This window comes from Pseudomonas sp. GW821-FHT01D09, from assembly GCF_059422465.1.
Genome location: NZ_JBWKWY010000002.1, coordinates 166375 through 191619 on the forward strand (window position 1 = coordinate 166375; position 25245 = coordinate 191619).

General features: G+C 60.1%; 25 protein-coding genes and 1 tRNA gene. 15 read left to right on the plus strand and 11 right to left on the minus strand.

The window, feature by feature from the left end; genetic code table 11:
- The first annotated feature begins 9 nt into the window (after positions 1-9).
- From AC07W7_RS03380 to AC07W7_RS03425, 10 genes are all read left to right on the plus strand, one after another.
- Positions 10-819, plus strand: a complete 810-nt coding sequence (locus AC07W7_RS03380; RefSeq protein WP_495038677.1) for an HpcH/HpaI aldolase/citrate lyase family protein — start codon at positions 10-12, stop codon at positions 817-819.
- A 152-nt stretch (positions 820-971) separates the two neighbouring features.
- Positions 972-1955 carry a TRAP transporter substrate-binding protein gene (locus AC07W7_RS03385; RefSeq protein WP_076963995.1) on the plus strand — a complete coding sequence of 328 codons (984 nt, stop codon included), beginning with the start codon at positions 972-974 and terminating at the stop codon, positions 1953-1955.
- A 145-nt stretch (positions 1956-2100) separates the two neighbouring features.
- Entirely contained in the window at positions 2101-2733 is a 633-nt protein-coding gene (locus AC07W7_RS03390) for a TRAP transporter small permease (protein ID WP_495038678.1), read from the plus strand.
- On the plus strand, positions 2733-4013 hold the full coding sequence (gene dctM, locus AC07W7_RS03395; RefSeq protein ID WP_076963997.1) for a C4-dicarboxylate TRAP transporter large permease protein DctM: 1281 nt from the start codon (positions 2733-2735) through the stop codon (positions 4011-4013). Before AC07W7_RS03390 ends, dctM begins: the two co-directional genes overlap by 1 nt.
- Positions 4014-4124: 111 nt before the next feature.
- Positions 4125-6305, plus strand: a complete 2181-nt coding sequence (gene nosR, locus AC07W7_RS03400) for a transcriptional regulator NosR (RefSeq protein ID WP_495038679.1) — start codon at positions 4125-4127, stop codon at positions 6303-6305.
- Positions 6306-6343: 38 nt separating this feature from the next.
- Positions 6344-8266: a TAT-dependent nitrous-oxide reductase gene (nosZ, locus tag AC07W7_RS03405; protein ID WP_495038680.1), complete on the plus strand. Its 1923-nt coding sequence runs from the start codon at positions 6344-6346 to the stop codon at positions 8264-8266.
- 106 nt (positions 8267-8372) lie between these two features.
- Complete coding sequence (locus AC07W7_RS03410; protein ID WP_495038681.1) at positions 8373-9686, plus strand: nitrous oxide reductase family maturation protein NosD; 1314 nt, start codon at positions 8373-8375, stop codon at positions 9684-9686.
- On the plus strand, positions 9686-10597 hold the full coding sequence (locus tag AC07W7_RS03415; protein ID WP_495038826.1) for an ABC transporter ATP-binding protein: 912 nt from the start codon (positions 9686-9688) through the stop codon (positions 10595-10597). Before AC07W7_RS03410 ends, AC07W7_RS03415 begins: the two co-directional genes overlap by 1 nt.
- On the plus strand, positions 10594-11424 hold the full coding sequence (locus AC07W7_RS03420) for an ABC transporter permease (RefSeq protein WP_495038682.1): 831 nt from the start codon (positions 10594-10596) through the stop codon (positions 11422-11424). Before AC07W7_RS03415 ends, AC07W7_RS03420 begins: the two co-directional genes overlap by 4 nt.
- Positions 11425-11450: 26 nt before the next feature.
- Positions 11451-11954: a nitrous oxide reductase accessory protein NosL gene (locus AC07W7_RS03425; RefSeq protein ID WP_495038683.1), complete on the plus strand. Its 504-nt coding sequence runs from the start codon at positions 11451-11453 to the stop codon at positions 11952-11954.
- A 46-nt stretch (positions 11955-12000) separates the two neighbouring features.
- On the opposite strand, the gene AC07W7_RS03430 is transcribed toward AC07W7_RS03425, so the two are convergent.
- A complete protein-coding gene (locus AC07W7_RS03430) occupies positions 12001-13287 on the minus strand; it encodes an MFS transporter (RefSeq protein ID WP_076964003.1) in 1287 nt (428 codons plus the stop codon).
- A gap of 143 nt (positions 13288-13430) precedes the next feature.
- On the opposite strand from AC07W7_RS03430, the gene ggt reads away from it, so the two are divergent.
- Together ggt and AC07W7_RS03440 are read left to right on the plus strand one after the other, a co-directional pair.
- Positions 13431-15155, plus strand: coding sequence for a gamma-glutamyltransferase (ggt, locus tag AC07W7_RS03435; RefSeq protein WP_076964004.1), 1725 nt, complete (start codon positions 13431-13433; stop codon positions 15153-15155).
- A gap of 228 nt (positions 15156-15383) precedes the next feature.
- Positions 15384-15457 (plus strand) — tRNA-Cys (locus AC07W7_RS03440).
- Between the two features lie 99 nt (positions 15458-15556).
- On the opposite strand, the gene AC07W7_RS03445 is transcribed toward AC07W7_RS03440, so the two are convergent.
- The 8 genes from AC07W7_RS03445 to AC07W7_RS03480 form a co-directional block, all read right to left on the minus strand.
- Positions 15557-16606 carry a tyrosine-type recombinase/integrase gene (locus AC07W7_RS03445; RefSeq protein ID WP_169901823.1) on the minus strand — a complete coding sequence of 350 codons (1050 nt, stop codon included), beginning with the start codon at positions 16604-16606 and terminating at the stop codon, positions 15557-15559.
- Position 16607: 1 nt separating this feature from the next.
- On the minus strand, positions 16608-16844 hold the full coding sequence (locus AC07W7_RS03450; RefSeq protein WP_495038684.1) for a DUF4224 domain-containing protein: 237 nt from the start codon (positions 16842-16844) through the stop codon (positions 16608-16610).
- A gap of 2 nt (positions 16845-16846) precedes the next feature.
- Entirely contained in the window at positions 16847-17068 is a 222-nt protein-coding gene (locus tag AC07W7_RS03455) for a hypothetical protein (RefSeq protein ID WP_495038685.1), read from the minus strand.
- Between the two features lie 210 nt (positions 17069-17278).
- A complete protein-coding gene (locus AC07W7_RS03460) occupies positions 17279-18373 on the minus strand; it encodes a DNA-methyltransferase (protein ID WP_495038686.1) in 1095 nt (364 codons plus the stop codon).
- A 52-nt stretch (positions 18374-18425) separates the two neighbouring features.
- Positions 18426-18872 carry a hypothetical protein gene (locus tag AC07W7_RS03465; RefSeq protein ID WP_495038687.1) on the minus strand — a complete coding sequence of 149 codons (447 nt, stop codon included), beginning with the start codon at positions 18870-18872 and terminating at the stop codon, positions 18426-18428.
- A gap of 329 nt (positions 18873-19201) precedes the next feature.
- Positions 19202-19585 carry a hypothetical protein gene (locus AC07W7_RS03470; RefSeq protein WP_495038688.1) on the minus strand — a complete coding sequence of 128 codons (384 nt, stop codon included), beginning with the start codon at positions 19583-19585 and terminating at the stop codon, positions 19202-19204.
- A gap of 940 nt (positions 19586-20525) precedes the next feature.
- A complete protein-coding gene (locus AC07W7_RS03475; protein WP_495038689.1) occupies positions 20526-20837 on the minus strand; it encodes a DUF4406 domain-containing protein in 312 nt (103 codons plus the stop codon).
- Between the two features lie 44 nt (positions 20838-20881).
- The gene (locus tag AC07W7_RS03480) at positions 20882-21655 is read right to left on the minus strand and encodes a hypothetical protein (protein ID WP_495038690.1); all 774 of its coding nucleotides are present in this window, start codon (positions 21653-21655) and stop codon (positions 20882-20884) included.
- Between the two features lie 48 nt (positions 21656-21703).
- On the opposite strand from AC07W7_RS03480, the gene AC07W7_RS03485 reads away from it, so the two are divergent.
- The 3 genes from AC07W7_RS03485 to AC07W7_RS03495 all read left to right on the plus strand — a co-directional run bounded on the left by AC07W7_RS03485 (position 21704) and on the right by AC07W7_RS03495 (position 23461).
- Positions 21704-22297, plus strand: a complete 594-nt coding sequence (locus AC07W7_RS03485; protein WP_495038691.1) for a hypothetical protein — start codon at positions 21704-21706, stop codon at positions 22295-22297.
- A gap of 181 nt (positions 22298-22478) precedes the next feature.
- The gene (locus AC07W7_RS03490) at positions 22479-22664 is read left to right on the plus strand and encodes a hypothetical protein (RefSeq protein ID WP_495038692.1); all 186 of its coding nucleotides are present in this window, start codon (positions 22479-22481) and stop codon (positions 22662-22664) included.
- 53 nt (positions 22665-22717) lie between these two features.
- Positions 22718-23461 (plus strand): hypothetical protein, encoded by a 744-nt coding sequence (locus AC07W7_RS03495; RefSeq protein ID WP_495038693.1) that lies wholly within the window; start codon positions 22718-22720, stop codon positions 23459-23461.
- A 33-nt stretch (positions 23462-23494) separates the two neighbouring features.
- On the opposite strand, the gene AC07W7_RS03500 is transcribed toward AC07W7_RS03495, so the two are convergent.
- Entirely contained in the window at positions 23495-24130 is a 636-nt protein-coding gene (locus tag AC07W7_RS03500) for a hypothetical protein (RefSeq protein ID WP_495038694.1), read from the minus strand.
- A gap of 56 nt (positions 24131-24186) precedes the next feature.
- Positions 24187-25194, minus strand: a complete 1008-nt coding sequence (gene yejK, locus AC07W7_RS03505) for a nucleoid-associated protein YejK (protein WP_495038695.1) — start codon at positions 25192-25194, stop codon at positions 24187-24189.
- Between the last annotated feature and the right edge of the window lie 51 nt (positions 25195-25245).

Sequence of the window (25245 nt, forward strand, 5' to 3'; positions counted from 1 at the left end):
AGTGCAGTGATGTCGTTGATTCGTTCTGCCTTGTTCGTGCCGGGCAGCCGCCCCGAGCGCTTTGCCAAAGCGCTGGCCAGTGGCGCCGATGCGGTGATCGTGGATTTTGAAGACGCGGTGGAAGAACCCCTCAAGCGCCAGGCCCGGGACAACCTCGGCGGGTTTTTAACGGCCAACCCCGAGGCCTGCGTGTGGGTACGCATCAATGCCCCGGAACACGCTGAGCACTGTGCCGATGTGGCGTTTTGCAAAGCCCACGGCAATGTGGCCGGGGTGCTGCTGCCGAAGGTGGAGAGCGCCGCCCAGGTGGCCGTGGTGGCCGCCGCCGGCAAACGCATCTGGCCGATTATCGAAAGTGCGCGAGGTTTGCTGGCTGTGGCTGAAATCGCCCATGCGCCGCAGGTCGAGCGCCTGTCGTTCGGTGGCCTGGACCTGGCGCTGGACCTGAACCTGAGCAGCCCCTCGGCGGCGGCGAACTTTGCCCTGGATCAGGCGCGCCTGGCGCTGATCGTGCATTCGCGCGCCGCCGGCCTGGTGGCACCGCTGGACGGTGTACACCCGGCGATCGACGACCCGGAGGGCCTGCGCCGCTCGATCCGGCATGCCTATGAAATGGGCTTTGCCGGGGCGCTGTGTATCCATCCCAAGCAGGTGCCGGTGATCCATCAAGCCCTGGCGCCGAGTGCGGCGGACCTGGCCTGGGCCCAGCGGGTGGTGGAAGCCGGCGCCCATGGGGCCGGGGCCTACCAGATCGATGGGCAGATGGTGGATGCGCCGGTGTTGCTGCGGGCCCAAAGGCTGCTGGCAGCACAGCCCTGACAGACCACGCCAGCTCGCACACGGGATAGGCATGGCTCCCAAGGCTGGTGTTCGGCTTGGCCGAACGCAGGGTTTAAAAATTTGAAATTCACTACACGCCTCACATCAGGCACCTTGCCTGACACCACCACAACAATAAAAAGGTGATACCCATGCTCAAGCTTTCTCGGGCGCTGTTGTGCGCCGCCACGTTGTTTGCCGCAGGCCTGGCCCAGGCGGCCGATCCGATCGTCATCAAGTTCGCCCATGTGGTAGCGGAAAACACCCCCAAAGGCCAGGGCGCGCTGCTGTTCAAGAAACTTGCCGAAGAGCGCCTGGCGGGCAAGGTCAAGGTCGAGGTGTACCCCAACTCGTCGCTGTTCGGTGACGGCAAGGAAATGGAAGCGCTGCTGCTGGGCGACGTGCAGATGCTGGCGCCGTCCCTGGCCAAGTTCGAGCAATACACCAAGCAGGTGCAGATCTACGACCTGCCGTTTTTGTTCAACGACCTGGCCGCCGTCGACCGTTTCCAGGCGGCCGAGGGCAAGCAGCTGCTGACGTCGATGCAAGACAAGAACATCCTCGGCCTGGCCTATTGGCACAACGGCCTCAAGCAACTGTCGGCCAACAAGGCCCTGCATGAACCCAAGGACGCCCGTGGCCTGAAGTTCCGCGTACAGGCCTCCAGCGTGCTGGAGGAACAGTTCAAGGCGATCCGCGCCAACCCGCGCAAGATGAGCTTTGCCGAGGTCTACCAGGGCTTGCAGACTGGCACGGTCAACGGCACCGAAAACACTTGGTCGAACTATGAAAGCCAGAAGGTCAACGAGGTGCAGAAATACTTCACCGAGTCCAACCACGGCCTGATCGACTACATGGTGATCACCAACGCCAAGTTCTGGAACGGCCTGGCACCGGAGATGCGCAGCGCCCTGGAGCAGATCATGGGCGAGGTCACCGTCGAGGTGAACAAGCAGGCCGAAGCGCTGAACCAGTCGGCCAAGCAGAAGATTATCGACGCCAAGACCAGCGAAATCATCGAGCTGACCCCCGAGCAACGCCAGCTATGGCGCGAAGCCATGCGCCCGGTGTGGCAGAAGTTCGAGGGGCCGATTGGCGCTGACCTGATCAAGGCCGCGGACGCGTCCAACCACTGATCGCCTGCGCGACCCCGACCCAATGTGGGAGCGGGCTTGCCCGCGATGGCGGCGTCTGAGCCCGCCGAGAGGCCGTTGATGCCCCATCGCGGGCAAGCCCGCTCCCACATGTTGCGACCCCTTTCCCTGTAAGCGAGGTTTTGCCATGCAATCCCTAAGGCGCGTCTGGGAGCACCTGGAGGAGGGTTTTATCGCCTTCCTGCTGGCCGCCATGACCCTGGTGACGTTTGTCTACGTCATGCTCAACAACATCTACACCCTGTTTTTTGCCCTGGCCGACAAGTGGGCCTGGAGCAGCGGTTTTTTCAACGCCCTGGGCGACGGCACCATGACCTGGGCCCAGGACATGACCTGGAGCGTCGCGCTGACCAAGGCGATGTTCGGCTGGCTGATTTTCTTCGGTATTTCCTATGGCGTGCGCACCGCCGGCCACCTGGGGGTGGATGCCCTGGTGCGCCTGACGCCACGCCGGGTCCAGCGCCTGATGGGGATGCTCGCCTGCCTGTGCTGCCTGGCCTATGCCGGGCTGTTCATGGTGGCCAGCTACAAGTGGGTGAGTGCGGTGCTGGTGGCCGGGATCGGGGCCGAGGACCTCGACCATTTCGGCCTGGAAGTGGGGCATATCGCACTGATCGTGCCGATTGGTTTCGCTCTGGTGCTGATCCGCTACCTGGAAATTTTCTACCGCCTGTTTACCCACCGCCAGGTCGGGTTGGGGCTGGCCGACGAAGCCGGTGAAGCCAGCAAGTTGGCCGGCAGCCATGAGGAGCGTGACTGATGGCCGTTCTCTGTCTGTTTTTGCTGCTGTTGGTGTTGATGTTCCTCGGCGTGCCCATCGCCATTTCCCTGGGCTTGTCGGGCGCGATGTCGATCCTGATGTTCAGCCAGGATTCGTTGAGTTCCCTGGCGATCAAGCTGTTTGAAACCAGCGATGCCTACACCTTCCTGGCGATTCCGTTCTTCCTGCTGTCGGGGGCGTTCATGACCACTGGCGGCGTGGCGCAACGCTTGATCGATTTTGCCAACGCCTGTGTCGGCCATATCCGTGGCGGCCTGGCGATTGCGGCGGTGCTGGCGTGCATGCTGTTTGCCGCGTTGTCCGGTTCATCGCCGGCGACGGTGGCGGCGGTGGGCTCGATTGCCGTGGCCGGCATGGTGCGCTCCGGTTACCCCAAGGCGTTCGGCGCGGGGATCATCTGCAATGCCGGGACCCTGGGCATCCTGATTCCGCCTTCCATCGTGATGGTGGTGTACTCGGCGGCGACGGAAACTTCGGTGGGCAAGCTGTTTATGGCGGGGGTGATCCCCGGCTTGCTGCTGGGCCTGATGCTGATGATCGCGATCTACATCGTGGCGCGTATCAAAAAGCTGCCGGCACAACCCCGGGCGACCTTTGCCCAGTGGCTGGGCTGTGCCCGTCGCGCGTTCTGGGGCCTGTTGCTGCTGGTGATCATCCTCGGCGGTATCTACAGCGGCATGTTCACCCCCACTGAAGCTGCAGCCGTGGCGGCGGTGTACTCGGCGTTTGTCGCGCTGTTTGTGTACAAGGACATGCGCCTGAGGGATTGCCCCAAGGTGCTGCTGGAGTCCGGGCGCCTGTCGATCATGCTGATGTTCATCATCGCCAACGCCATGCTGTTTGCCCATGTGCTGACCACCGAACAGATCCCGCAGGAAATCACGGCCTGGGTCATTTCCGAAGGGCTGACGCCGATCGGCTTCTTGCTGATGGTCAACGTGGTGCTGTTGATTGCCGGCAGCTTTATGGAGCCCTCGGCCATTGTGCTGATCCTGGCGCCGATCTTCTTCCCGATTGCGATGAAGCTGGGCATCGACCCGATTCACCTGGGGATTGTGATGGTGGTGAACATGGAGATCGGCCTGGTGCATCCGCCCGTTGGGTTGAACCTGTTCGTGACCTCGGCGGTGACCGGCCTGACCCTGGGCCAGACCATCCGCGCAGCGATGCCCTGGCTGATGATCCTGCTGGCGTTCCTGGTGCTGGTGACGTACGTGCCGTTTATCTCACTGGCGCTGCCGCAGTGGTTGGGCATGTAGCCCAGCGCCCAAACGCCGCACCGCCTCCAGACTTGATTTCAATCAAGGGCTCACTGGCCACCTGCCACCTACCATCGACTTCATATTCCGGCCGTTGAAGTCAGTGAGCCCATGAACCGCCCCAAGCCCTCGACCCTCGCTACCCTGGCTGCAAGTCCCGTTACCTGGCTGGTTGTCCTGGTGCTGCTGTTTGGCCTGGCCGGCCCGGCCCAGGCCAAGTCCTATGGGGCGATCGAACAGCAGCGCATCGACAAGATCTTTCCCCAGGCCGACGCCATTTCCGCCGCCGAAGGCCCGTTCAAGGTGCGCACGCTGTCGGCCAAAGGCGCGGTCATCGGCTATGTGTTCCAGAGCCTGGATGTGGTGGACATCCCCGCGTATTCCGGCAAACCGATCAATACCCAGGTGATCCTCGACCCGGCTGGGGTGATCCGCGATGCCTATGTGCTGGAGCACCACGAGCCGATCCTGCTGATCGGCATTCCCGAGGCCAAGTTGCATGATTTCACCGCCCGCTACAGCGGGATCAACGTCAAGCAGCGGGTGGTGGTGGGGCATTCCAGTGACAGCCAGGCGGTGACCGTGGATGCGGTGGCCGGCGCCACGGTCACGGCGATGGTGGTCAATGAGGTGATCATGCGCGCCGCCCACGAAGTGGCGGTGTCGCTCAAGCTGGTTGAGGACAAGGCCAGCACCGCGCAGAAAGTCGCCCTGGTGCGCGCTGACCTGTTCGAGCCCGCCAACTGGGCGCAATTGACCGGCAATGGCGCGGTGCGCCGCTTGCACCTGACGCGCGGCCAGGTGGACGCAGCCTTCAAGGGCACCGAGGCCGAAGGCGTGGACGTGGCGGGGGCGGGGCAGGTCGACGAGACGTTTATCGACTTGTATGTGGCCGATCTCAACGCGCCGACCATCGGCCGCAACCTGTTGGGCGAGGCGCAATACCGCGTGCTGATGCAGGGCCTCAAGCCCGGCGAGCAGGCCATCGCGGTGCTGGGACGCGGGATTTTTTCGTTCAAGGGCTCGGGCTATGTGCGCGGCGGGATTTTTGATCGGGTGCAGTTGCGCCAGTTCGGCAATGTCATCAGCTTCCGCGATATGGACCACCAGCGCCTGTACGACGTGTTCGCCGAGGGCATGCCCGAGTTCGATGAAATGTCGGTGTTTATCGTGCGCCCTCAGGCCGGGTTCGACCCTGGCTCGGCGTGGACCCTGGAGCTGCTGGTGCGGCGCCAGACCGGCCCGGTCAGCGGCACCTTTACCAGTTTTGAATTGCCGTACCAGATGCCCGAGGCGTACCTGGAACGCCCGTTGCCGACTGCCGCCGAACAAGCCGCCATCGACGAAGCCAACCGGCCGATGTGGCTGACGATCTGGTACCAGAAACAGTGGCAGGTCCTGGTGCTGGGTGCCGCCCTGGTGCTGCTGACGGTGATTCTGTTTTTGCAGGACAGCCTGGCCCGGCGCCCGCGCCTGTTGCATTGGGTACGCCGTGGCTACCTGCTGTTCACCGTGGTGTTTATCGGCTGGTACGCCCTGGGGCAATTGTCGGTGGTCAATGTGCTGACCTTTGTGCATGCGCTGTTCCAGCAGTTCCGCTGGGAGCTGTTCCTCACCGACCCGCTGATCTTCATGCTCTGGGTATTCACCGCCGCCAGCATCCTGCTGTGGGGCCGGGGTGTGTTCTGTGGCTGGCTGTGCCCGTTCGGGGCGTTGCAGGAGTTGCTCAACGAGGCGGCGCGCACGCTCAAGGTGCGCCAGTTCGAGCTGCCGTTTGCCGTGCATGAGCGGCTGTGGGCGATCAAGTATTTGATCCTGCTGGGGCTGTTTGGCTTGTCCCTGGAGTCGATGGCCACTGCCGAGCGGTTTGCCGAAGTGGAGCCGTTCAAGACCGCCATCACCCTGCATTTCGACCGCCAGTGGTGGTTTGTGCTGTACGCGGTGGCGCTGCTGCTGATCAACCTGTTCACGCGCAAAGTCTACTGCCGCTACCTCTGCCCACTGGGCGCGGCGCTGGCAATCCCGAGCAAGTTCAGGCTGTTCGACTGGCTCAAGCGGCGCAAGGAGTGTGGCGATCCGTGCCAGTTGTGCGCCAAGGAATGTGAGATCCAGGCGATCCACCCCGACGGCCATATCAACGCCAATGAATGCCACTACTGCCTCGATTGCCAGATGACCTGGCACAACGACCACAAATGCCCGCCCCTGATCAACCAGCGCAAGAAACGCAACAAGGCCGCACCCACCCCTGGGCAATTGCTCCCGGTGGTGCAGGTGGCGGTGCCTGAATGACGGCCTTGGGCACTCACTTTTCCCATCTGGAGCACATCATGAACGACAGCGAAGCGAAAAAGCCCGGGGCCACCCCGGAACCTGAAGGCATGAGCCGGCGTGGCTTCCTTGGCACTGGCGCCGTCACCGGTGCGGTGCTGGCAGGGGCCTCGGCCATCGGCGGCACGGTGTTTACCCGCGAGTCCTTTGCGGCGGCGGCCAAGGAGGCGAAGTCGAAGATCCATGTGGGCCCGGGGGAGCTGGACCAGTACTACGGGTTCTGGAGCGGCGGCCACCAGGGTGAGGTGCGGGTGCTGGGTGTGCCGTCGATGCGTGAGTTGATGCGTATCCCGGTGTTCAACGTCGATTCCGCCACCGGCTGGGGCCTGACCAACGAGAGCAAGCGCATCCTGGGCGAGGGCGCCAAGTACCAGAACGGCGATTGCCATCACCCGCACTTGTCCACCACCGATGGCCGCTATGACGGCAAATACCTGTTTATCAACGACAAGGCCAACACCCGCGTGGCGCGGATCCGCCTGGATATCATGAAGTGCGACAAGATCGTCACCGTGCCCAATGCCCAGGCGATCCACGGCCTGCGCCTGCAAAAGGTGCCGTATACCAAGTATGTGTTCTGCAACGCCGAGTTCATCATCCCGCACCCCAATGACGGCCACACCTTCGACCTGCAAGACAAAAACAGTTTCACCCTGTTTAACGCCATCGACGCCGAGAAGATGGAAATGGCCTTCCAGGTCATCGTCGACGGCAACCTCGACAACGCCGACATGGACTACACCGGCAAATACGCGGCGGCCACCTGCTACAACTCGGAGAAGGCCTCCGACCTGGGCGGCATGATGCGCAACGAGCGCGACTGGGTGGTGGTGTTCAACATCCCGCGCATCGAGGCGGCGATCAAGGCCGGCAAGTTCATCAACCTCGACGGCGTCAAGGTGCCGGTGGTGGACGGGCGCAAGGGCGACGACGGCAAGGACAGCGAATTCACCCGCTATATCCCGGTGCCGAAGAACCCCCACGGCTGCAACACCTCGCCGGATGGCAAGTACTTTATCGCCAACGGCAAGCTGTCGCCGACCTGCACCATCATTGCCATCGACAAGCTCGACGACCTGTTCAGCGACAAGATCAAAGACCCGCGCGGCGTGGTAGTCGGCGAGCCGGAGCTGGGCCTGGGCCCGTTGCACACCACCTACGATGGCCGGGGTTTTGCCTACACCACGCTGTTTATCGACAGCCAGGTGGTCAAGTGGAACATCGCCGAAGCCATCCGCGCCTACGGTGGCGAGAAGGTCAACTACATCAAGCAGAAGCTCGATGTGCATTACCAACCCGGCCACAACCACGCCTCGCTCACCGAAACCCGGGATGCCGACGGCCAATGGCTGATGGTCCTGAGCAAGTTCTCCAAGGACCGCTTCCTGCCCACCGGCCCCCTGCACCCGGAAAACGACCAGTTGATCGACATCTCGGGCGATGAAATGAAACTGGTCCACGACGGCCCGACCTTCGCCGAACCCCACGACTGCGTGATGGCGCGGCGCGACCAGATCAAGACCAAGAAAATCTGGGAGCGCAACGACCCGTTCTTCGCCGAAACCGTGGCCATTGCGGCCAAGGACGGGATCAAGCTGGAGACCGATAACAAGGTGATCCGCGACGGCAAGAAAGTGCGGGTGTACATGACGTCCATGGCACCGACCTATGGCCTGACGGAATTCACTGTCAAGCATGGCGATGAGGTCACGGTGACCATCACCAACATCGACCAGATCGAGGACGTGACCCACGGCTTTGTCATGACCAACCATGGCGTGAGCATGGAAATCAGCCCGCAGCAGACCTCTTCCATCACCTTTATCGCCGACAAACCGGGGCTGCATTGGTACTACTGCAGCTGGTTCTGCCATGCGCTGCATATGGAGATGGTGGGGCGGATGTTGGTCGAGCGGGCTTAACGGCGAGCACCCAATAAATGTAGGAGCTGGCTTGCCTGCGATAGCGGTGCATCAGAAAACGGTCGGTTGCCTGACATACCGCTATCGCAGGCAAGCCAGCTCCCACATGGGATCTGTTTTGATCAAAAAGGAATACTCCGTGGCTCGACCCCGCACGTTATTGACCGGGTGTGTGTGGCTGCTATTTTCGGCCACCGCCAGCGCCGCTGTAGTGCCCATCACCGAACTGCCGTTGGTCGCTGCAGGCCCGCAGCACTGGCGCCTGCCCGCCGGCGACTACCAGGGTTCCTACAGCATCGACCAACCCCTGCAACTGACCTGCGAACCCGGTGCGGTGATCCATAGCCAGGGCCAGGGCAACAGCCTGTTGATCAACGCGCCCGACGTCACCGTCGAGGGCTGCACCTTCCTCGACTGGGGCCACGACCTCACTGCGATGAACGCGGCCATCTTCATCCAGCCCAAGGCCCACGGCGCCCTGGTCAAGAACAACTGCCTGCGCGGCCAGGGTTTTGGCGTGTGGGTCGATGGCACGGCGGATGTGAGTGTGATCGACAACCAGATCCAGGGCGACCCGGCCATGCGCTCCCAGGACCGGGGCAATGGCATCCACCTGTACGCGGTCAAGGGCGCGCGGGTGATCGGCAACCAGGTGCGCGATGCCCGCGATGGCATCTACATCGACACCTCCAATGGCAACCTGCTGCAAGGCAACACCCTGGAAGACCTGCGCTACGGCATCCACTACATGTTCGCCAATGACAACCAGGTGCTTGGCAACATCACCCGCCGCACCCGCACCGGCTATGCCCTGATGCAAAGCCGCAAGCTGACGGTGATCGGCAATCGCTCCGAGGAGGACCAGAACTACGGGATCCTGATGAACTACATCACCTATTCCACCTTGCGCGACAACGTGGTCAACGATGTGCGCGACGGCACCACCGGCGACACCATGATCACCGGTGCCGAAGGCAAGGCACTGTTTATCTACAACTCGCTGTTCAACAGCATCGAACACAATCACTTCGGCCGCAGTGCGGTGGGTATTCACCTTACGGCAGGCTCCGAAGACAACCGGCTTGCCAACAATGCTTTTGTCGGCAACCAGCGCCAGGTCAAGTACGTGGCCACGCGCCTGCAGGAATGGTCGGCGGATGGCCGCGGCAATTACTGGAGCGACTACCTGGGCTGGGACCGCAATAACGATGGGCTGGGGGATGTGGCCTACGAGCCCAACGATAACGTCGACCGCCTGCTGTGGCTGTATCCCCAGGTGCGCCTGTTGATGAACAGCCCCGGCATCGAGTTGTTGCGCTGGGTGCAGCGGGCGTTTCCGGTGATCAAGTCGCCGGGGGTGATGGACAGTCATCCGCTGATGAAAGACCCCACGCTTTCCCTGCTCAAGGAGCCCGCATGATGCCTGTCGTCGAAATCGAAGGCGTGACCCAGCGTTATGGGCACGCCACTGTGCTGCATGACTTGAACCTGAGCCTGGCGCCGGGGGAGGTGCTGGGGCTGTTCGGCCATAACGGCGCGGGCAAGACCACCAGCATGAAACTGATCCTCGGCTTGTTGCAGGCAAGCAGGGGGCAGGTGCGGGTGTTTGGCCGTGCCCCCAGCGATCCCCACGTGCGCCAGATGCTTGGCTACTTGCCGGAAAACGTCACGTTCTACCCGCAACTCAGCGGCCTGGAGACCTTGCAGCATTTTGCCCGGCTCAAGGGCGCGCCGTTGAGCCAGGTCCAGACCCTGCTCGAAGACGTCGGCCTGACGGCGGCGGCGCGGCGGCGGGTCAAGACCTATTCCAAGGGCATGCGCCAGCGCCTCGGCCTGGCCCAGGCCCTGCTGGGCGAGCCGCGTCTGCTGCTGCTCGACGAGCCCACCGTGGGCCTCGACCCGATTGCCACCCAGGACCTGTATCGCCTGCTCGACCGCCTGCGCGGGCAGGGCACCAGCATCATCCTCTGCTCCCATGTGTTGCCCGGCGTGGAGGCCTATATCAACCGTGCCGCAATCCTCACCCAGGGCCGCCTGCTGGCCCTCGGCACCCTGCCGGCCTTGCGCGAAGAAGCCGGGCTGCCGACCCTGATCCGCAGCAGCGGCCTGCAACGTGCGGCGCTCTTGCAAAAACGCTGGAGCGAGGCCGGCCACGTGACCCAGCGCTGGGGCGCGCAAGGGCTGCAAGTGGCGGCGTTCAATGGCAACAAGCTGGACCTGCTGCGCCAGTTGCTCGACCAGGACAGCCCCAGCGATGTGGAAATCGTCGTGCCGTCCCTGGAAGACCTGTACCGCCATTACATGGATAGCCCTGTGGAGCGTGCCCAATGACGCCGATCTGGAACATGGCCCGCAAGGAGTTCAGCGACGGCCTGCGCAACCGTTGGTTATTGGCCATCAGCCTGCTGTTTGCGGTGCTGGCCATCGGCATTGCCTGGCTCGGCGCGGCGGCGTCCGGGCAACTGGGCTTTACCTCGATCCCGGCGACCATCGCCAGCCTGGCTAGCCTGGCGACTTTCCTGATGCCGTTGATTGCGCTGTTGCTGGCCTATGACGCGATTGTCGGCGAGGACGAAAGCGGCACCTTGCTGCTGTTGCTCACCTATCCCCTGGGGCGCGGGCAGATCCTGCTCGGCAAGTTTGTCGGGCATGGGCTGATCCTGGCGCTGGCGACTTTTATCGGTTTTGGCTGCGCCATGCTCGCCATCGCGCTGCTGGTGGATGACGTCGAATTCAGCCTGCTGCTCTGGGCCTTTGGCCGCTTCATGCTGACCTCGACTTTGCTTGGCTGGGGCTTTTTGGGGCTGGCGTATGTGTTGAGCAGCGTTTCGGCGGAGAAGTCCACGGCGGCCGGGTTGGCCCTGGGGGTGTGGTTCTTTTTTGTCCTGGTCTTTGACCTGGCGTTGTTGGCGCTGCTGGTGCTCAGCGAAGGCCAGTTCAGCTCGACGCTGTTGCCCTGGCTGCTGCTGTTCAACCCGGCGGATGTGTACCGCCTGATCAACTTGTCGGGCTTCGATGCCGGCCCCGCATCGGTCGGCGTGATGGCCCTGGGTGGGGACCTGGCGCTGCCGGGGGCGGCGTTGTGGTTGTGCCTGGTGGCGTGGGTCGTTGGGCCGCTGGCCTGGGCCTATTGGCTGTTTGGGCGGCGCGCGGCATGAATTTTTTATCGGTGGAGCAGATAAGCATGAAGATGGGATGGGTGTTGCTGTTGAGCCTGCTGCTGATGGGGTGTGACAAACCGGTAGCGGCGGGGGCAGGGGATGGGCCGGTAGCGTTCCATCCAGCGGATGAGTGCCATGTGTGCGGCATGGTGATCAGCGAATTCCCAGGGCCCAAGGGCGAGGTGGTGGAGCAGGGCGCGGCGAAGAAATTCTGCTCGACCGCAGAAATGCTCGGCTGGTGGTTGCAGCCGGAAAACCATCATGCCCCGTCAAAACTGTATGTGCATGACATGGGGCGCAGCCACTGGGAGACCCCGGACGATGCCCATCTGATCGATGCCAGGACCGCGTACTACGTGCTCGGCACCGGGCTCAAGGGCGCCATGGGCGTGGTGCTGGCCTCGTTTGCCGAGCAGGCGGTGGCGCAGAAAGTCGCGGCCGATACCGGCGGGCGGGTGCTGCGTTTCGAGGAGATAGACCTGGCGCTGTTGCAGCAGCCCAGTGGCGTGGCCCATAGCGGTCATTGAGGCTGCCCCCGCCCCCTGTGGGAGCTGGCAAGCCAGCTCCCACAGCCTATCGGTTGACCAACTTCGCCGGCAACGCAATCACCAGCAAACAACTGAGCACCAGGCTGGCGGCAAAGAACCACATGGCCCCGGCGCTGCTACCGGTGATGTCGATGGCCAGGCCCATCAACGAGTTGCTGACCAGCCCGGCGATGTTCGCCAGGGAGCAGGCCAGGGCAAAGCCGGTGGCTGCTGCGGTGCCGGTGAGGAAGGTCGCCGGCAGGCTGAAAAACACCGGCACTGCGCCGAGGATCGCCGCCGACGCCACGGCAAACAGGGCCACGGTGGCGACCACGTTATGGGTGAAGAAGGTACTGCTGGCCATGGCCACGGCGCCCACCAGGAACGGCACGATAATGTGCCAGCGGCGCTCGCGGTATTTGTCGGAGCTGGCGCCGATCAGCAGCATGCCGGCCAGCGCCGCCACACTGGGCAGGGCGGTGAGCAGGCCGATCTGGAAGGTGTCGCTGATTCCCGCGTTGCGGATCAGGGTCGGCATCCAGAAGCCCATGGCGTAGGCACTGAGCAGGATCGAAAAGTCGATCCCGCCGAGCATCCACACCTTGAGGTTGAAGAACCCATCGCGAAAGCGCCGTGGGCTGTGGCCGGCCTGGCTGTCATCGGCGTGCAACTGCTGTTGCAGCAGGGTCTTTTCGGCGCCAGACAACCATTTGGCCTGGTGGTAGGTATCGGGCAACGCCCAGAGCGCCAGCACCCCCAACAGCACACTGGGCAGTGCTTCAAGCAGGAACAGCCATTGCCAGCCACGCAGGCCGCCCATTTGGTCGAAGTGGCCCATGATCCAGCCGGACAACGGCCCGCCAATCACACTGGACAGCGGCAGGCCGATCATAAACAGCGCAATCACCCGCCCGCGGCGATGGGTGGGGAACCAGGTGGTCAGGTAATACAGCACTCCCGGCAGGAACCCGGCTTCGGCGACGCCGAGCAAAAACCGCAGCACATAGAACTGGGTGGTGGAGGTGACCAGCAGCGTGCAGGCCGAGAGCAGGCCCCAGGTGATCATGATGCGCGCAATCCAGATCCGCGCGCCGACGCGCTCCAGGATCAGGTTGCTGGGCACTTCAAACAGGATATAGCCGACAAAAAACAGGCCGGCGCCCAGGCCGAACGCGGTTTCGCTGAACTGCAGCTGGTCTTGCATCTGCAGCTTGGCAAAACCGATGTTGATGCGGTCCAGGTAGGCCGCCAGGTAGCAGAAACACAGGAAGGGAATCAGCTTCCAGGTGATCTTGTGGTACAGCGCGTGGATGGGGTCGGCGACCGTGGGCATCGGTGTATCTCAGGGCAAGGAGGAGGGCGGGGCGAATATAGCATTCCGTCACCGACACGCTCTGTCTGAAAAGCGCCACTTGGCTGGGGTTGGTGTGCGAAAGAGGCTACGTTTAACGCTTCCAATAAACAGAGTATCCACGGATGAACTACCAACCCTTTACCCGAACCTTGATCGCGACGGCCCTGGTCCTCACATTCAGCGGTGTGCAGGCGGCCTCCCAAGCCCCGGTGGCCGGTGAAAACGGCATGGTGGTGACGGCTCAGCATTTGGCAACCCATGTGGGCGTCGATGTGTTGAAGGCCGGCGGCAACGCTGTGGATGCGGCCGTGGCCGTGGGTTACGCCCTGGCGGTGGTCTACCCGGCAGCGGGCAACCTCGGCGGCGGTGGATTCATGACCGTGCAACTGGCGGACGGGCGCAAGACCTTCCTCGACTTCCGCGAAAAAGCCCCGTTGGCGGCCACCGCCGATATGTACCTGGATAAAGACGGCAATGTCGTCCCCGGCCTCAGCGCCAAAGGCCACCTGGCGGTCGGCGTACCCGGCACCGTCTCCGGCATGGAGCTGGCCTTGAGCAAATACGGCACCCTCAAGCGCGCCCAAGTAATCGCGCCGGCGATCAAGCTCGCGGAAGATGGCTTTGCCCTCGACCAGGGCGATATCGACATGCTGCACAGCGCCACCGAAGAGTTCAAAAAAGACCAGGACCTGCGCGGCATCTTCCTCAATAAGGGTGAGCCACTGCAGGTCGGGCAGAAGCTGGTGCAAAAAGACCTGGCGCGTACCCTGCGGGAAATTTCCGCCAAGGGCACCGATGGCTTCTACAAAGGCTGGGTGGCCAAGGCCATCGTTGACTCCAGCCAGGCCGGTAAGGGCATCATCGCCCAGGCCGACCTGGATAACTACCAGACCCGCGAACTGGCCCCCATCGAGTGCGACTACCGCGGCTACCACGTAGTCTCGGCGCCACCACCCAGCTCGGGCGGCCTGGTGATCTGCCAAATCATGAACATCCTCGAAGGCTACCCCATGGCCGAACTGGGCTACGGCTCGGCCCAGGGCACCCATTACCAGATCGAAGCCATGCGCCACGCCTACGTGGACCGCAACAGCTACCTGGGCGACCCGGATTTTGTAAAGAACCCGGTAGCCCACCTGCTGGACAAGGACTACGCGGCCAAACTGCGCGCCGCTATCGACCCGCAAAAAGCCGGTGACTCCATGGCCATCAAGCCCGGCGTTGCGCCCCATGAAGGCAGCAACACCACCCATTACTCCATCGTCGATAAATGGGGCAACGCGGTGTCGGTGACCTACACCCTCAACGACTGGTTCGGTGCCGGCGTCATGGCCAGCAAGACCGGGGTCATCCTCAACGACGAAATGGACGACTTCACCGTCAAGGTCGGCGTGCCCAACATGTACGGCCTGGTCCAGGGCGAAGCCAACGCCATCGCCCCCGGCAAGGCGCCCCTGTCGTCCATGAGCCCGACCATCGTCACCAAAGATGGCAAGGCGGTGATGGTCATCGGCACACCGGGCGGCAGCCGCATCATCACCGCCACCTTGCTGACCATCCTCAACGTCATCGACTACAAGATGAACATCCAGGAAGCCGTCAACGCCCCGCGCTTCCACCAACAGTGGATGCCCGACAGCACCAACCTCGAAACCTTCGCCCTGAGCCCCGACACCCAGAAAATCCTCGAAAGCTGGGGCCACAAATTCGCCGGCCCCCAAGACGCCAACCACCTGGCCGCCATCCTCGTCGGCGCCCCGTCCCTGGACGGCAAGCCGGTGGGCAACAACCGCTTCTATGGCGCCAACGACCCACGGCGCAATACCGGGCTGTCACTGGGCTACTAAGCGCAGACAGGGCAGGGGCCAGCCGCCCCTGTTCTGCTTCACAGAAGAATATTTTTTGAAATCAAGGGCTTGCCAGCCTCGGCAAATCAGTACATAATTGCCGCCATCGAACGCACTGAGGTATAAAAAACTTCAATGTTTTCAATGAGATAGAGTAGAGGCAAGCTTATATAGTCCACTCAAGTTTATAGGCGGTGAATGTCAGTGGTTTTGGCATTGATCGTTTGAGGCCGAGTAGCAAAATGGTTATGCAGCGGATTGCAAATCCGCCTACGCCGGTTCGATTCCGACCTCGGCCTCCACTCTTGAAAGCCCCGTAGATTAACGTCTACGGGGTTTTTTATTGGCTGTTGGAAAGTGCGGGCGTACCAAAACATTTGGGCTTGCGTACCAAAACTTTTCTATTTCGTCGGGTTCGCAATGGCTCCGACACGGACATAAATCTTCTTGGTTGTCTCCTGTTTAGAGTGCCCAAGGAGCCGGCTTGCATCGCCCAGGTCGAGGATTTCAGAGGCAGCCTTCGGTCGGATATCCCTGAACTGGAACTCTGCGATTTTGTGGGCTAAGCCCTGATCTCCACTGGCAACGGCTTTTGCTACAGCTTTAGACCTGGCATCGTCCCACCGCTGACAAAGCATCCGCTCGGAAACTTTCTTTCCCGACTTGTTCACGATCAGATAACCAGAGTTGAGTTTCTTCGGTCTTGCAATGATTCTCTCGATTAGTAAGCCAAGGCTGTTTTTCTGGCCGTCAACTTCCATGAGAATCCTGATCTTCTTGGAGGTTTTGCCCTGGCCCACGCGCAAATACACGCCCTCGACATCTTCCATGCGCATCAGCCGAACATCAGCTGGTCGCTGGCCAGTGAGATAGGCCAAATCCATCGCCTCCTGCAGTTCAATCTCCCCATTTTGGTAGACCGCCTTCCATACTATGTCGTTTGCATAGTAGTCGCGCGGCGTCTCCTTGTTCTTACGAACGCCCTGGCAGGGGTTCTCTCTGTCAGTCAAGCCCCATTCCCGTGCAATGTTGAAAACGTGGGAGAGCAAGGCTATCTCTCTATTTGCCCTAGTCTTTGCCGTGCGCTTATCCCGATATGCTGCAATCATTGATGGAGTTATAGCGTCGATTGGGATCTCGTCAAAAATTGGTCGGAGTTGCCGAAGCTCAGCAGCGTTGTCTTTCTGTGTCCGCTCCGATTTTTTCGGGATGATGTCCCGCTTGTACCTGTCAAACACTCCGCTCATTATTTTTAGGTCGGCGGGTATCGCTTTCGCTTCCAGTTCTGCCCACTTCAGGCGAGCCTGGACTAGGTCGCGGCCCAGTTGGATATCTATCCCATCGGTGCCGCGATATATGTAGCTGACCCATACCTGACCATTTTTTCGCTTTCGATTTACTTGGTACATTCTTTGGGGTAAGTGGCGGTTATGGGTCTTCCTTGGGCGCATTTCATCTCACTCGTGACAGGTCAAAAGTCCATTGAGGGGTATTGGCAGGCGGTTTGTTTTGCCCCTCTACTGGCGTTCCCAGCTGTACTCTTGCGTACAGTCGGCCAACGAGCGGCCGCTTACCCCGGCTCTCGACGTAGTGCCAATGCCGATCATCCAGCCACCGACGCTGCCAGGCTCTGGCTTTGTAGCCGGTGATCTCTGCCAGCTCCTCGTCCGACAAAATCTCGGTTTCCATAACTACCTCCCGCCGCCCGTTGTAGGCCGCGCTGTCTTGATGATGTGGATGATGAAACCGAAGGTGAGCAGCATCCAGGCGACGGTGCCGGCGAATGCTGCGACCAGGGTTTGTTCGGTACCGGTGGAGAGCAGCTCCGGCACCTGCCAGAAAAACCAGAAGGTGGACCCCGCCACGTACAACACGATGGTCGTCATGAGCAGGGTGAGTTTCGTTGCGTACATGGGGTGTCCTTGCCGCGCTGGGCGGCAGAAGGTGAGGGTGAATTGTTCAGAAAGTGGATAGGGACGCGGCCATCAAAGGCAGCTAGTCTTCTGTTGTTCGCCCAGCCAGATGTTTCAGAGCAAACGCTGAGTGGCCTCAGATGGCTGGGTGAGCTCTTTTGTGTGATTCGCTGCCCGCCGCTCACCGGCAGGCATGTAGGGGGATTGGGGTTAAGCTGCCGGGTGTTGCGCTGTATCGCGGAAAACATCCATCTGCGCCGCGCCGTCGAGCCATGCCGCTGCGATCCGGCGTTCAGCCATTGCGGCGTATTCCGGGTTTAGTTCGCACAGGATCGACTTGCGACCTTCCTGCATAGCGACCACCGCTGTAGTGCCGGCACCGCCGAAAGGGTCAAGCACGACGCCGCTGAGTGGCGCGCCGGCCAGAATGCAGGGTCTGATCAGGTCCGGAGGGAAGGTAGCGAAGTGCGCACCCTTGAAACCTTGCGTCGGCACTGTCCACACACTGCGCTTGTTACGAGTGTCCAATGGCCAGGCGCTTTCCTCTCGATCTGGCCGGTGTGTTCCCAGTGATTGCCCAGGGATAGCTTGCTCTCGCTTTGAATCATCGCGCTTGAAACTATCGCGCTTGCTACGAACGGCTTTCATTGGCCCGTTTGACTTTCCGGGCACTCGGTCGCTGCCACTCTGTTGCTCGATCTCCTGCGCCAGTCGCTTGATCGAACTGAACGCTACGGGCTCCTTAATCGCGTCCTGGTCATAGTAATAACGAGGTGACTTGCTCAAGAGAAACAGGTACTCGTGTGACTTTGTGCACCGGTCCCTGGTGGATTCAGGCATGGGATTTGGCTTGTGCCAAATGATGTCCTGGCGCAGGTACCAGCCATCATCTTGAAGGGCGAAGGCGAGGCGCCAGGGGATGCCCATCAAGTCTTTCTGTTTGAGCCCTATCGGCGGTGATCGTCGCTTGCCACGCAGTACCGCGCCGCGCGTAGCTTGAGAAACCGTATCGTGTTTACCTGCTGAACCGCCAGGTGCGTATCCGCCCGCGATTGATGCGTAGGTGTCGCCCATGTTCACCCATACCGTGCCGTCATTGCGCAGCACACGGCGCACTTCGCGAAACACTTCAACGAGACGCCCTACAAATTCAGCAGGTGTTTCCTCAAGGCCGATCTGTCCGGTCATGCCGTAGTCACGCAGACCATAGTAGGGCGGTGACGTGACACAGGTGTTTACCGACTGGTCCTGCAGCGTCCGCATCGACTCAATGCAGTCGCCGATCAAGACACGATGCTGTTTCATGGCCTCGGCCCCTTGTAGATGAAGACGTAGGCGAACCAGGGGGTGGCGATCATCAATAGTCCTCCCAGTTCAAGCCTTGGATGTATTCGTTCGGGATGGTGACGGCAGCGTCCGGTATCGCGCTTTCGACTTGAGCGTTGCCGAAATACCCGATAGCCGTCTTGGCGCGCTCCAGGGACAACTGGGCATGCTTCATCTGCCAGGATTTACGGGCCTTGTAGGAGCGCAACGCCAGCGCTTTGTCGGTGTAGGCGAAGCGCCGGCCCCACTCGGCACCCTCTTTTAGCACGCGCTTACGACGTTTCTTGACCGCCTCAGCAGTCCAGCTGTATTGCGGGCCTTTGACCAGGTCGCAGGTGTGGGTGTCGCCGATGTAGTAGCACTGCGCGGTTTCGCCGATCACTTGATAGGTGATGCAGTGGACCTCAAGACCATCTGGACCGATGGTATCGATGTAGCGGAAGTGGTCGGGCCAGGCTTTCTTCATTTCTTCAGGCATGACTTCGTCCTTGCCGCTATAGCGGCTGACTGTGATGGTGAGGATTATTTGAAAACGACCCTGGACGAAACGATGGATCGTTGCTAGAAATGACATGTCGCGCATGTATTTCAGATATGTGTTGTTGAAGTACTTCGCCGACTGGCGCTCTATCAAGTCATTGGAGCGTGCTCTTGAAGCAGTGGGCAGTGAATCAGTGGACCGAAGTAGTTAGCTGCGAGTTAAACAACTCCCTTCCTCTGGGCTAGTAACTCAACGCCTTGGTCCGCTGGTCACATCCTCGTCCAGTTGCTCGTAGATGAAGACATAGGCGAATCAGAGGGTGGCGATCATGGCGTCACCCGATCCGCCAAATCCTCTGCGGTGATCTGGTATTCGGCGACGTTGCGCACGCGGTAGAACGTCGCGGTGCAATGCTTGCTTATCCATGCGGACAGAAGTGCGTCGAGTTCCTGGCGGGCCTCATCAGGAACATCCGGCCAGTCCTCCGCGAATTCACCTACATCGTCATAGGCGCGCTCGCCGAGCATTTCAATTACGTCGCCCGCATCAACATAGCCAGCGGTGTTTACCGGGAATTTCTCTCCCTTCCAAACGGTTGCCCCGACTTCGAGGTCGTCGTTCTCGCCCAACAACTCACCAAGACTGTCGCAATTGAACAGCTCTTCATTGGCTGACCAGGTTTCGTCGGGGATTCTCTTTTCTTCAGGCATGACTTCGTCCTTGGCGCTATAGCGGCTGACTTTGGATAGGTTGGGGGGGGGTAAAAAATCTTTTTGAATGGGGATATCCCTGACATTCGCCTCGGTCGCATAATCGCCGCCTCAATATCAGGGCGATACAGATGAGACAAAGAGGCAAAGTTTTCTGGGATTGGGCGGATCCCTCGCTTCACACTCGATCCGTGGATGAGCGGTTGGCCGATGGCACCCTGCTAAATGTCCAAGTCCGTATGTCACTTCTTGGAAGGACTGAGTTGTTCGTAGGCGTTTACGGGGCGGATGAGAGGATGCTTTTTGAGGGGACACCTGAGTCGCCGCCCGGCGAAACCATGACGGAAGCTTTGGCGAGGGGCCTCGATATGGTGAGGCTAAGAGCTTCGAGCGCTACCCGGTCAACTTCCAGGTCGAAGCACGAGTAACTATGCTCGGCTGACTTTGAAGTGAGGATAGATTTATAAAAAAATGTTCTTAGACTGGATCAAGAGCATTTGGTAAAAAATCACCATCCGCAGTTGTCGTAGCCTTGCGGGAAAGTCTGACGACGCAAAGCGGATATGCGCTCATTCACATGGGCGGTGATCAATGGGCTTAGGTGTTGAACTTCGGGTTTTACCCACTCCCTGTGCATCAGGCCAACGTCCAAGACATCAGCGCTTGGGTCCATTGATCACATCCTTATTTAACTACCGGCGCGGGCTGCTCAGCGTAGACAATCCGTCGCTCAAACAGCCCGCCTTCGCTGCGCTGATACCGCTCCCGGCTTACCGTATTCCATTCCTGCCACTCGCCCAAGCGGTTCCAGCGGGTTTGATACACCGGCTCGCCCAGTCCTCGTGTGGCGGTTAACGCCAGTCTTTGAAGGCGCAAAAGATCTCCATGCTCTATTAGAAACACCATTTTTCGCATGGTTGCTGGCTTATTGGGTTGGCGGTCATACAGCCTCTCTCGCTATCAAATCATGGGCATTCACAACCGTCATACCGAAGCGTTCGGCGATCAGGACTTCGAGTTGGGCGCCTTTCGATTCTTTCCAGCCGGGCAGGGTGGCCACGGTGTCGCAGTCCATCAGGGCTGCAATGTCGCGGCGCATGCAGTCGTTCCATGTGCCGCCGTCTGGGTTGATTTCGGCGGGGTTGGTGACGGTGTGGCCGCCGGCGCGCAGGTTGGTGGTCATGGCGTGGAAGGCGGCGAAGTTGAGGCCGGGCAGGCCGGTCATGGGGCCGCTGAGGTAAATCCGTTTCACGGGGAGTCCTTGCCGGGCCATGCCCGGGCGGTGGAGTGGGGGAGTTATGTGCTAGCGATGATGTCGGCTTCGGCCATTTCGCAAAAAAACGAGCAGGATGGGATCTTTTCGTTCCGCCGCACTGGGCCGTCGCCGAGGTCGCGCAGGGAAAAGCGCACGTTGGTAGTTCTGTTGCGGAAGAGGTAGGAGCCTTCGCCCAGCTCATCCTGAATCAGGCACAGTCCCTCGAACTGATCAGGGAAGTCTTGCCGGATGGCCCGAAAATAGCCCTCGCCGCCTTTCACACAACCGATGCAGTTGGCGTTGTCGTACCCCATTCGGTACATCAGGGGGAGTTCGATGCCTGCGCGCTCAATCATCGCCTTGCAGTCTTCCTTGCCCAGGCCGCGATCAATCAGCGGGGCGATCACCGGTCGGTCGGGGTTGCGCTGCTGGAAGTCAGCGAGGCGATCGGCCTCCTCGGCCGTGTAACCCATCACCATCACGTCACCGGGCTGTTTCCAGGTATCGAGCACGCGGCGCTTTAGCAGCTTCGTGCAGGGGGCGCCATATTGGTTCTTCATGTACCGCTCGCGCCGGAACACCTCCTGAGCGTCGGCGCCGTACTTCTCATCCCGCAGCACGGTCACCCGGCGTCCGAACCATGCTTCGCAGTCCAGAGCGAAGCGGCGGTTGTCGGGATGCTCATTTGCGAGGAATGCATTGATGATCTGCACGTCGCGTGTCGCGCCGTACTGCGCCAGTGCCAGCTTTGTGGCAACCGCCGAGGCAGCGCCGCAGCTGAACTGGCAAACGATTCGTGGTCGTTGTGCGGACATAGGGGATCCTCGCCGGTTATATTTGCGGATAGGTAAAGGGAGATCGCGATGCTTAATGATTACGGGAAGAGTTTGTTTCAACCGTTACTATCGGTTCCGAACATTGTTTTATGTTTATCTGCCACTTTCGTCCTAGTTTTAGCTTTGATGAAAGTGGAGTTAACTACCAGTGAATGGGCAAGCTGGGTTCAGGCAGTTGGGGCGATTGTTTCGATCTGGGCCGCCTGGGTTATCGCGAGCCGCCAGAGCAGACGAGCAGAGAAAGCCGCGATTCGTCAGGATTCAGCTAAATGTGCCGCGATCGTCGGGGTACTTAACTACGCACTGAATGTCGTTGAGCAAGAATCATTAACTAAAAACGGGAGTGTTAATACTCTCCATTTACGAGCCGATATAGAAAAAATTCTTTCAATGCTCGACCGAATTGACCTGTTAGCCCTTCCTAATCCCGTCGTTGTAACCGCAGTGTGCACTGTGCGCAGATCGATAGAGCTGCTGGATAAGAAACTCATTGAGCACAGGGGGACTTCTGTGTTCGCCCTTCATTACAGGTTTGGCCTTGCCATGGCATGTATCAGCACAACACAGCACCAAATTCTGCTATGTGAAGTGGCTATCGCCGAATTGATTCATCGAGGTTGAGTTTTGGTGAATTATGAATATCCACCATGCAGACGCGCATCGACTCGCACTCGAAGGCATGGTTCGATGCCGCTGCACACAGAGCCGTAGTTGATATCGGGCATAGGGATCCTCGCCGGCTGGCGTGATTCGTAAATTGGGTTGATGATCTGCGCTCAGCAAAAACCTGACGGTGACTGAGATGAGCACGAAAACCGATGTGGAAGCGATACGCATGATCGGCGATGAGGTGGTGCGACTTCTCAGCCTTCCCGAGGAAAGGTTAGAGGCCGAGGTGCGCCTGGGGCTCAAGCTAATAGCTGACCTGGCACGGTGGCGCGATCTGGCCGGCCTATCGACTGCTGAGCCTGCTGGCACAGTTCGTTGATATGGGGTATTACGGGTGACCGGCAGGGGGCCGGATCAAATTTAGGAGCAGTTATGGCTGAGCGTAACCAGTACGGACTCGGGCGGTACGTCCCGCAGGATGTACGCCGCGAAGTTAGAGGTCGTTGCGGTTTTGGATGTGTTATATGCGGCTTGGCTTACTATGACTATGAGCACTTCGAGCCCGACTTCAAGGACGCTAGGGAGCACAATCCAAAGGGGATGACCCTGCTCTGTATGCAGTGCAATCAGAAGCGAGCGCGTGGAACATTGTCGGCTGCGACTGTTGCCAGGGCGAACGATAACCCTAAATGCAAACAGCAGGGCTTTGCCTCAGAGTTGTTTGATTTCGGTCCCGACCCCATTGAAATTCGATTTGCGGGTGTTAGCTTCATTGATTGTAGAGTTCTTATTCAGGTTCACGGAATCGACTTACTATCAGTTCGTCCTCCTGAGGTGCCCGGCACGCCAGTTTTGCTTTCCGGATTTCTTGCCGATACAACAGGTGCAACAACGCTGAAGATTGTTGATAACGTATGGTCAGCCGGTGACGAAAATTGGGATGTAGAGGTTGTTGGGCCTCTGATAACAATTCGCCGCGGCCCTAGAGACATTGCTTTACAGGTGCGAGCGATACCTCCTCATGCTATCGCTGTCGAGAGAATCGATATGCAATTTGAGGGGTATTTTTTGCAGGGCGACGAGCGTGTTTTGCGAATATCAACCGATGGCAAGAACTGGAATACTTTCTCGTCTATAGGCATGCGCGGTTGTGGCGTTGGCATTAGTTTGTGTTGACAACTATCACCCAAAGCAGCAGGCGAGAGCGGGTCAGTCGGCCGATTGTTCAGCAATGAAGTGGTCCCAGGCTGCTTTATCGCCTTGGGCTACGTACCACTTCAGTTCCTCGCCTTCTTCCGTGTCAGTGACTGAGCCGCCGTACTGGGCGCCGGGGAAAGTGAACAGCCCTTTGTTGCCGCACCACGGGTGTCCGCCGGTGAACTCGGTAAAGGTGACGTCGGGGCGCTCTGCTGCTACCCGAACCTTGAACTCTTCAAATCTGGCATTGCGGGCCGTGACCTCGGCTTCGTGCTCGGCCTTACAGTCCGCAGAGCAGTAGACCACGCGACCATCGAACACCAGGTCCAGTGCGATATCTGTTTCGGTTTCTTCATCCCAGTAGCTGGCATCACTGTCGCACCTAGCGCCGCAATGGTTACAGCCGAACCACCAGCCGGCGTCGATGTAAGCCTTCGCCGGGATAAAGCGCTGGCACGTATATTGGTCGGCCCAGTGCGCGCGCTGGCATGACACTGCACCGAAGTCTGTGCCAATCTCGTCCGCACCCTGGCGTCGAGCCGCTGCGTTCGAGGTGGCGAACTGGATGTTGGATTCCTCGGGGTCGTTGGTCTCTACGGAGTAGGCCAGCACCTTTCGCGATGCCGGATCGACTTTTGGCTTGCTCATGGATTATCTCCAGTCAGGCGCCGCCCTCTGTCGAGAGCGCGGCGCTGCGGTTGGTGTCAGGCGGCCGCGCGCTTGAGCTGCTCGGTCAGTTGAGTGGGCAGCCCGCGCAGCGTCAACGTGCCACCAGCTTCGTCAAACTTGATCTTGTCGCCCAGCAGGTGCGCCTCGAAGCTGATCGACATGCCCTCGGCCCGGCCGGTGAATCGCCGGAATTTGTTGAGGGTCTTCTTGTCCGGTGGCAGAGCATCAGACAGGCCGTAATCCTTCGCCTTGATGAAGTCATAGAAGTTCTTCGGGCGGTCTTCGTCGATCAGGCCCGAAAGCTCGCCAAGAGTGATCGTCTCGCCCAGCTTGGCCTGGGCCATGGAGTAGCTGACCAGCGTGTGCGTCTTCTCGCGTGCCGACTCTTCTGGTAGATCCTCGCTTTCAACAAAGTCGCTGAATGCTTTGAGCAAGGTCCGGGTTTCGCTTGGGCCGTCGATCCCTTCCTGGCAGCCGATGAAGTCGCGGAAGTACTCGTTGATCCTGCGGCCCTGCTTGCCCTTGATGTAGGAGATGTACTGCTTCGACTGCGGATTGCTCTTCCATTCACTGAGGTTGATGCGCGCGGCCAGGCGGATGTGATCCAAGTCCAGGCGCTTGATCGTCAGCAGGCTGAGCTCCTCGGTCATGGTCACCGCTTCGGTTTCCTGCACCAGGGCGATGACCAGGTATTCGGTCAGGCCTTGCTGGTAGTGGCAGAAGAGGGCGTGCCCGCCGGTGGTCAGGTTTGACTCTTCCATCAGCTTGACCAGGTGCTCGACAGCGGTGGTGCTGAACTCCAGGAAGTCGGAACCCTTGGCCAGATACTTGTTGATCCAGCCACTGAGCGGATATGCGCCCGATTCAGCATGGAAGAAGCCCCAGCCCTTGCCGGCGGTGCCGTTGTAGCTTTCGTTGAACTGGCTCATCAGGTCGTCGCGGGCCTGGCTCTCTACTTGCTCGGCGGCGCCAAGGAACAGAACGGCCGGGGTGCCGTCTGGCTTCTTGTCGATCTTGTGGATTGCGCTGTGAAGTACGGGCATTGCGTTTACCTCAGGTAGGCGCCGCCCTCCGTATCCGGTGGTGGCAATTTG

What these genes read in the sequence shown, in the direction of transcription:
- AC07W7_RS03380 (WP_495038677.1), top strand. Translation starts at nt 10, where the DNA reads ATGTCGTTGATTCGTTCTGCCTTGTTCGTGCCGGGCAGCCGCCCCGAG.
- AC07W7_RS03385 (WP_076963995.1), top strand. Translation starts at nt 972, where the DNA reads ATGCTCAAGCTTTCTCGGGCGCTGTTGTGCGCCGCCACGTTGTTTGCC.
- AC07W7_RS03390 (WP_495038678.1), top strand. Translation starts at nt 2,101, where the DNA reads ATGCAATCCCTAAGGCGCGTCTGGGAGCACCTGGAGGAGGGTTTTATC.
- dctM (WP_076963997.1), top strand. Translation starts at nt 2,733, where the DNA reads ATGGCCGTTCTCTGTCTGTTTTTGCTGCTGTTGGTGTTGATGTTCCTC.
- nosR (WP_495038679.1), top strand. Translation starts at nt 4,125, where the DNA reads ATGAACCGCCCCAAGCCCTCGACCCTCGCTACCCTGGCTGCAAGTCCC.
- nosZ (WP_495038680.1), top strand. Translation starts at nt 6,344, where the DNA reads ATGAACGACAGCGAAGCGAAAAAGCCCGGGGCCACCCCGGAACCTGAA.
- AC07W7_RS03410 (WP_495038681.1), top strand. Translation starts at nt 8,373, where the DNA reads ATGGGATCTGTTTTGATCAAAAAGGAATACTCCGTGGCTCGACCCCGC.
- AC07W7_RS03415 (WP_495038826.1), top strand. Translation starts at nt 9,686, where the DNA reads ATGCCTGTCGTCGAAATCGAAGGCGTGACCCAGCGTTATGGGCACGCC.
- AC07W7_RS03420 (WP_495038682.1), top strand. Translation starts at nt 10,594, where the DNA reads ATGACGCCGATCTGGAACATGGCCCGCAAGGAGTTCAGCGACGGCCTG.
- AC07W7_RS03425 (WP_495038683.1), top strand. Translation starts at nt 11,451, where the DNA reads ATGAAGATGGGATGGGTGTTGCTGTTGAGCCTGCTGCTGATGGGGTGT.
- AC07W7_RS03430 (WP_076964003.1), bottom strand. Translation starts at nt 13,287, where the DNA reads ATGCCCACGGTCGCCGACCCCATCCACGCGCTGTACCACAAGATCACC.
- ggt (WP_076964004.1), top strand. Translation starts at nt 13,431, where the DNA reads ATGAACTACCAACCCTTTACCCGAACCTTGATCGCGACGGCCCTGGTC.
- AC07W7_RS03445 (WP_169901823.1), bottom strand. Translation starts at nt 16,606, where the DNA reads ATGCGCCCAAGGAAGACCCATAACCGCCACTTACCCCAAAGAATGTAC.
- AC07W7_RS03450 (WP_495038684.1), bottom strand. Translation starts at nt 16,844, where the DNA reads ATGGAAACCGAGATTTTGTCGGACGAGGAGCTGGCAGAGATCACCGGC.
- AC07W7_RS03455 (WP_495038685.1), bottom strand. Translation starts at nt 17,068, where the DNA reads ATGTACGCAACGAAACTCACCCTGCTCATGACGACCATCGTGTTGTAC.
- AC07W7_RS03460 (WP_495038686.1), bottom strand. Translation starts at nt 18,373, where the DNA reads ATGAAACAGCATCGTGTCTTGATCGGCGACTGCATTGAGTCGATGCGG.
- AC07W7_RS03465 (WP_495038687.1), bottom strand. Translation starts at nt 18,872, where the DNA reads ATGCCTGAAGAAATGAAGAAAGCCTGGCCCGACCACTTCCGCTACATC.
- AC07W7_RS03470 (WP_495038688.1), bottom strand. Translation starts at nt 19,585, where the DNA reads ATGCCTGAAGAAAAGAGAATCCCCGACGAAACCTGGTCAGCCAATGAA.
- AC07W7_RS03480 (WP_495038690.1), bottom strand. Translation starts at nt 21,655, where the DNA reads ATGTCCGCACAACGACCACGAATCGTTTGCCAGTTCAGCTGCGGCGCT.
- AC07W7_RS03485 (WP_495038691.1), top strand. Translation starts at nt 21,704, where the DNA reads ATGCTTAATGATTACGGGAAGAGTTTGTTTCAACCGTTACTATCGGTT.
- AC07W7_RS03490 (WP_495038692.1), top strand. Translation starts at nt 22,479, where the DNA reads ATGAGCACGAAAACCGATGTGGAAGCGATACGCATGATCGGCGATGAG.
- AC07W7_RS03495 (WP_495038693.1), top strand. Translation starts at nt 22,718, where the DNA reads ATGGCTGAGCGTAACCAGTACGGACTCGGGCGGTACGTCCCGCAGGAT.
- AC07W7_RS03500 (WP_495038694.1), bottom strand. Translation starts at nt 24,130, where the DNA reads ATGAGCAAGCCAAAAGTCGATCCGGCATCGCGAAAGGTGCTGGCCTAC.
- yejK (WP_495038695.1), bottom strand. Translation starts at nt 25,194, where the DNA reads ATGCCCGTACTTCACAGCGCAATCCACAAGATCGACAAGAAGCCAGAC.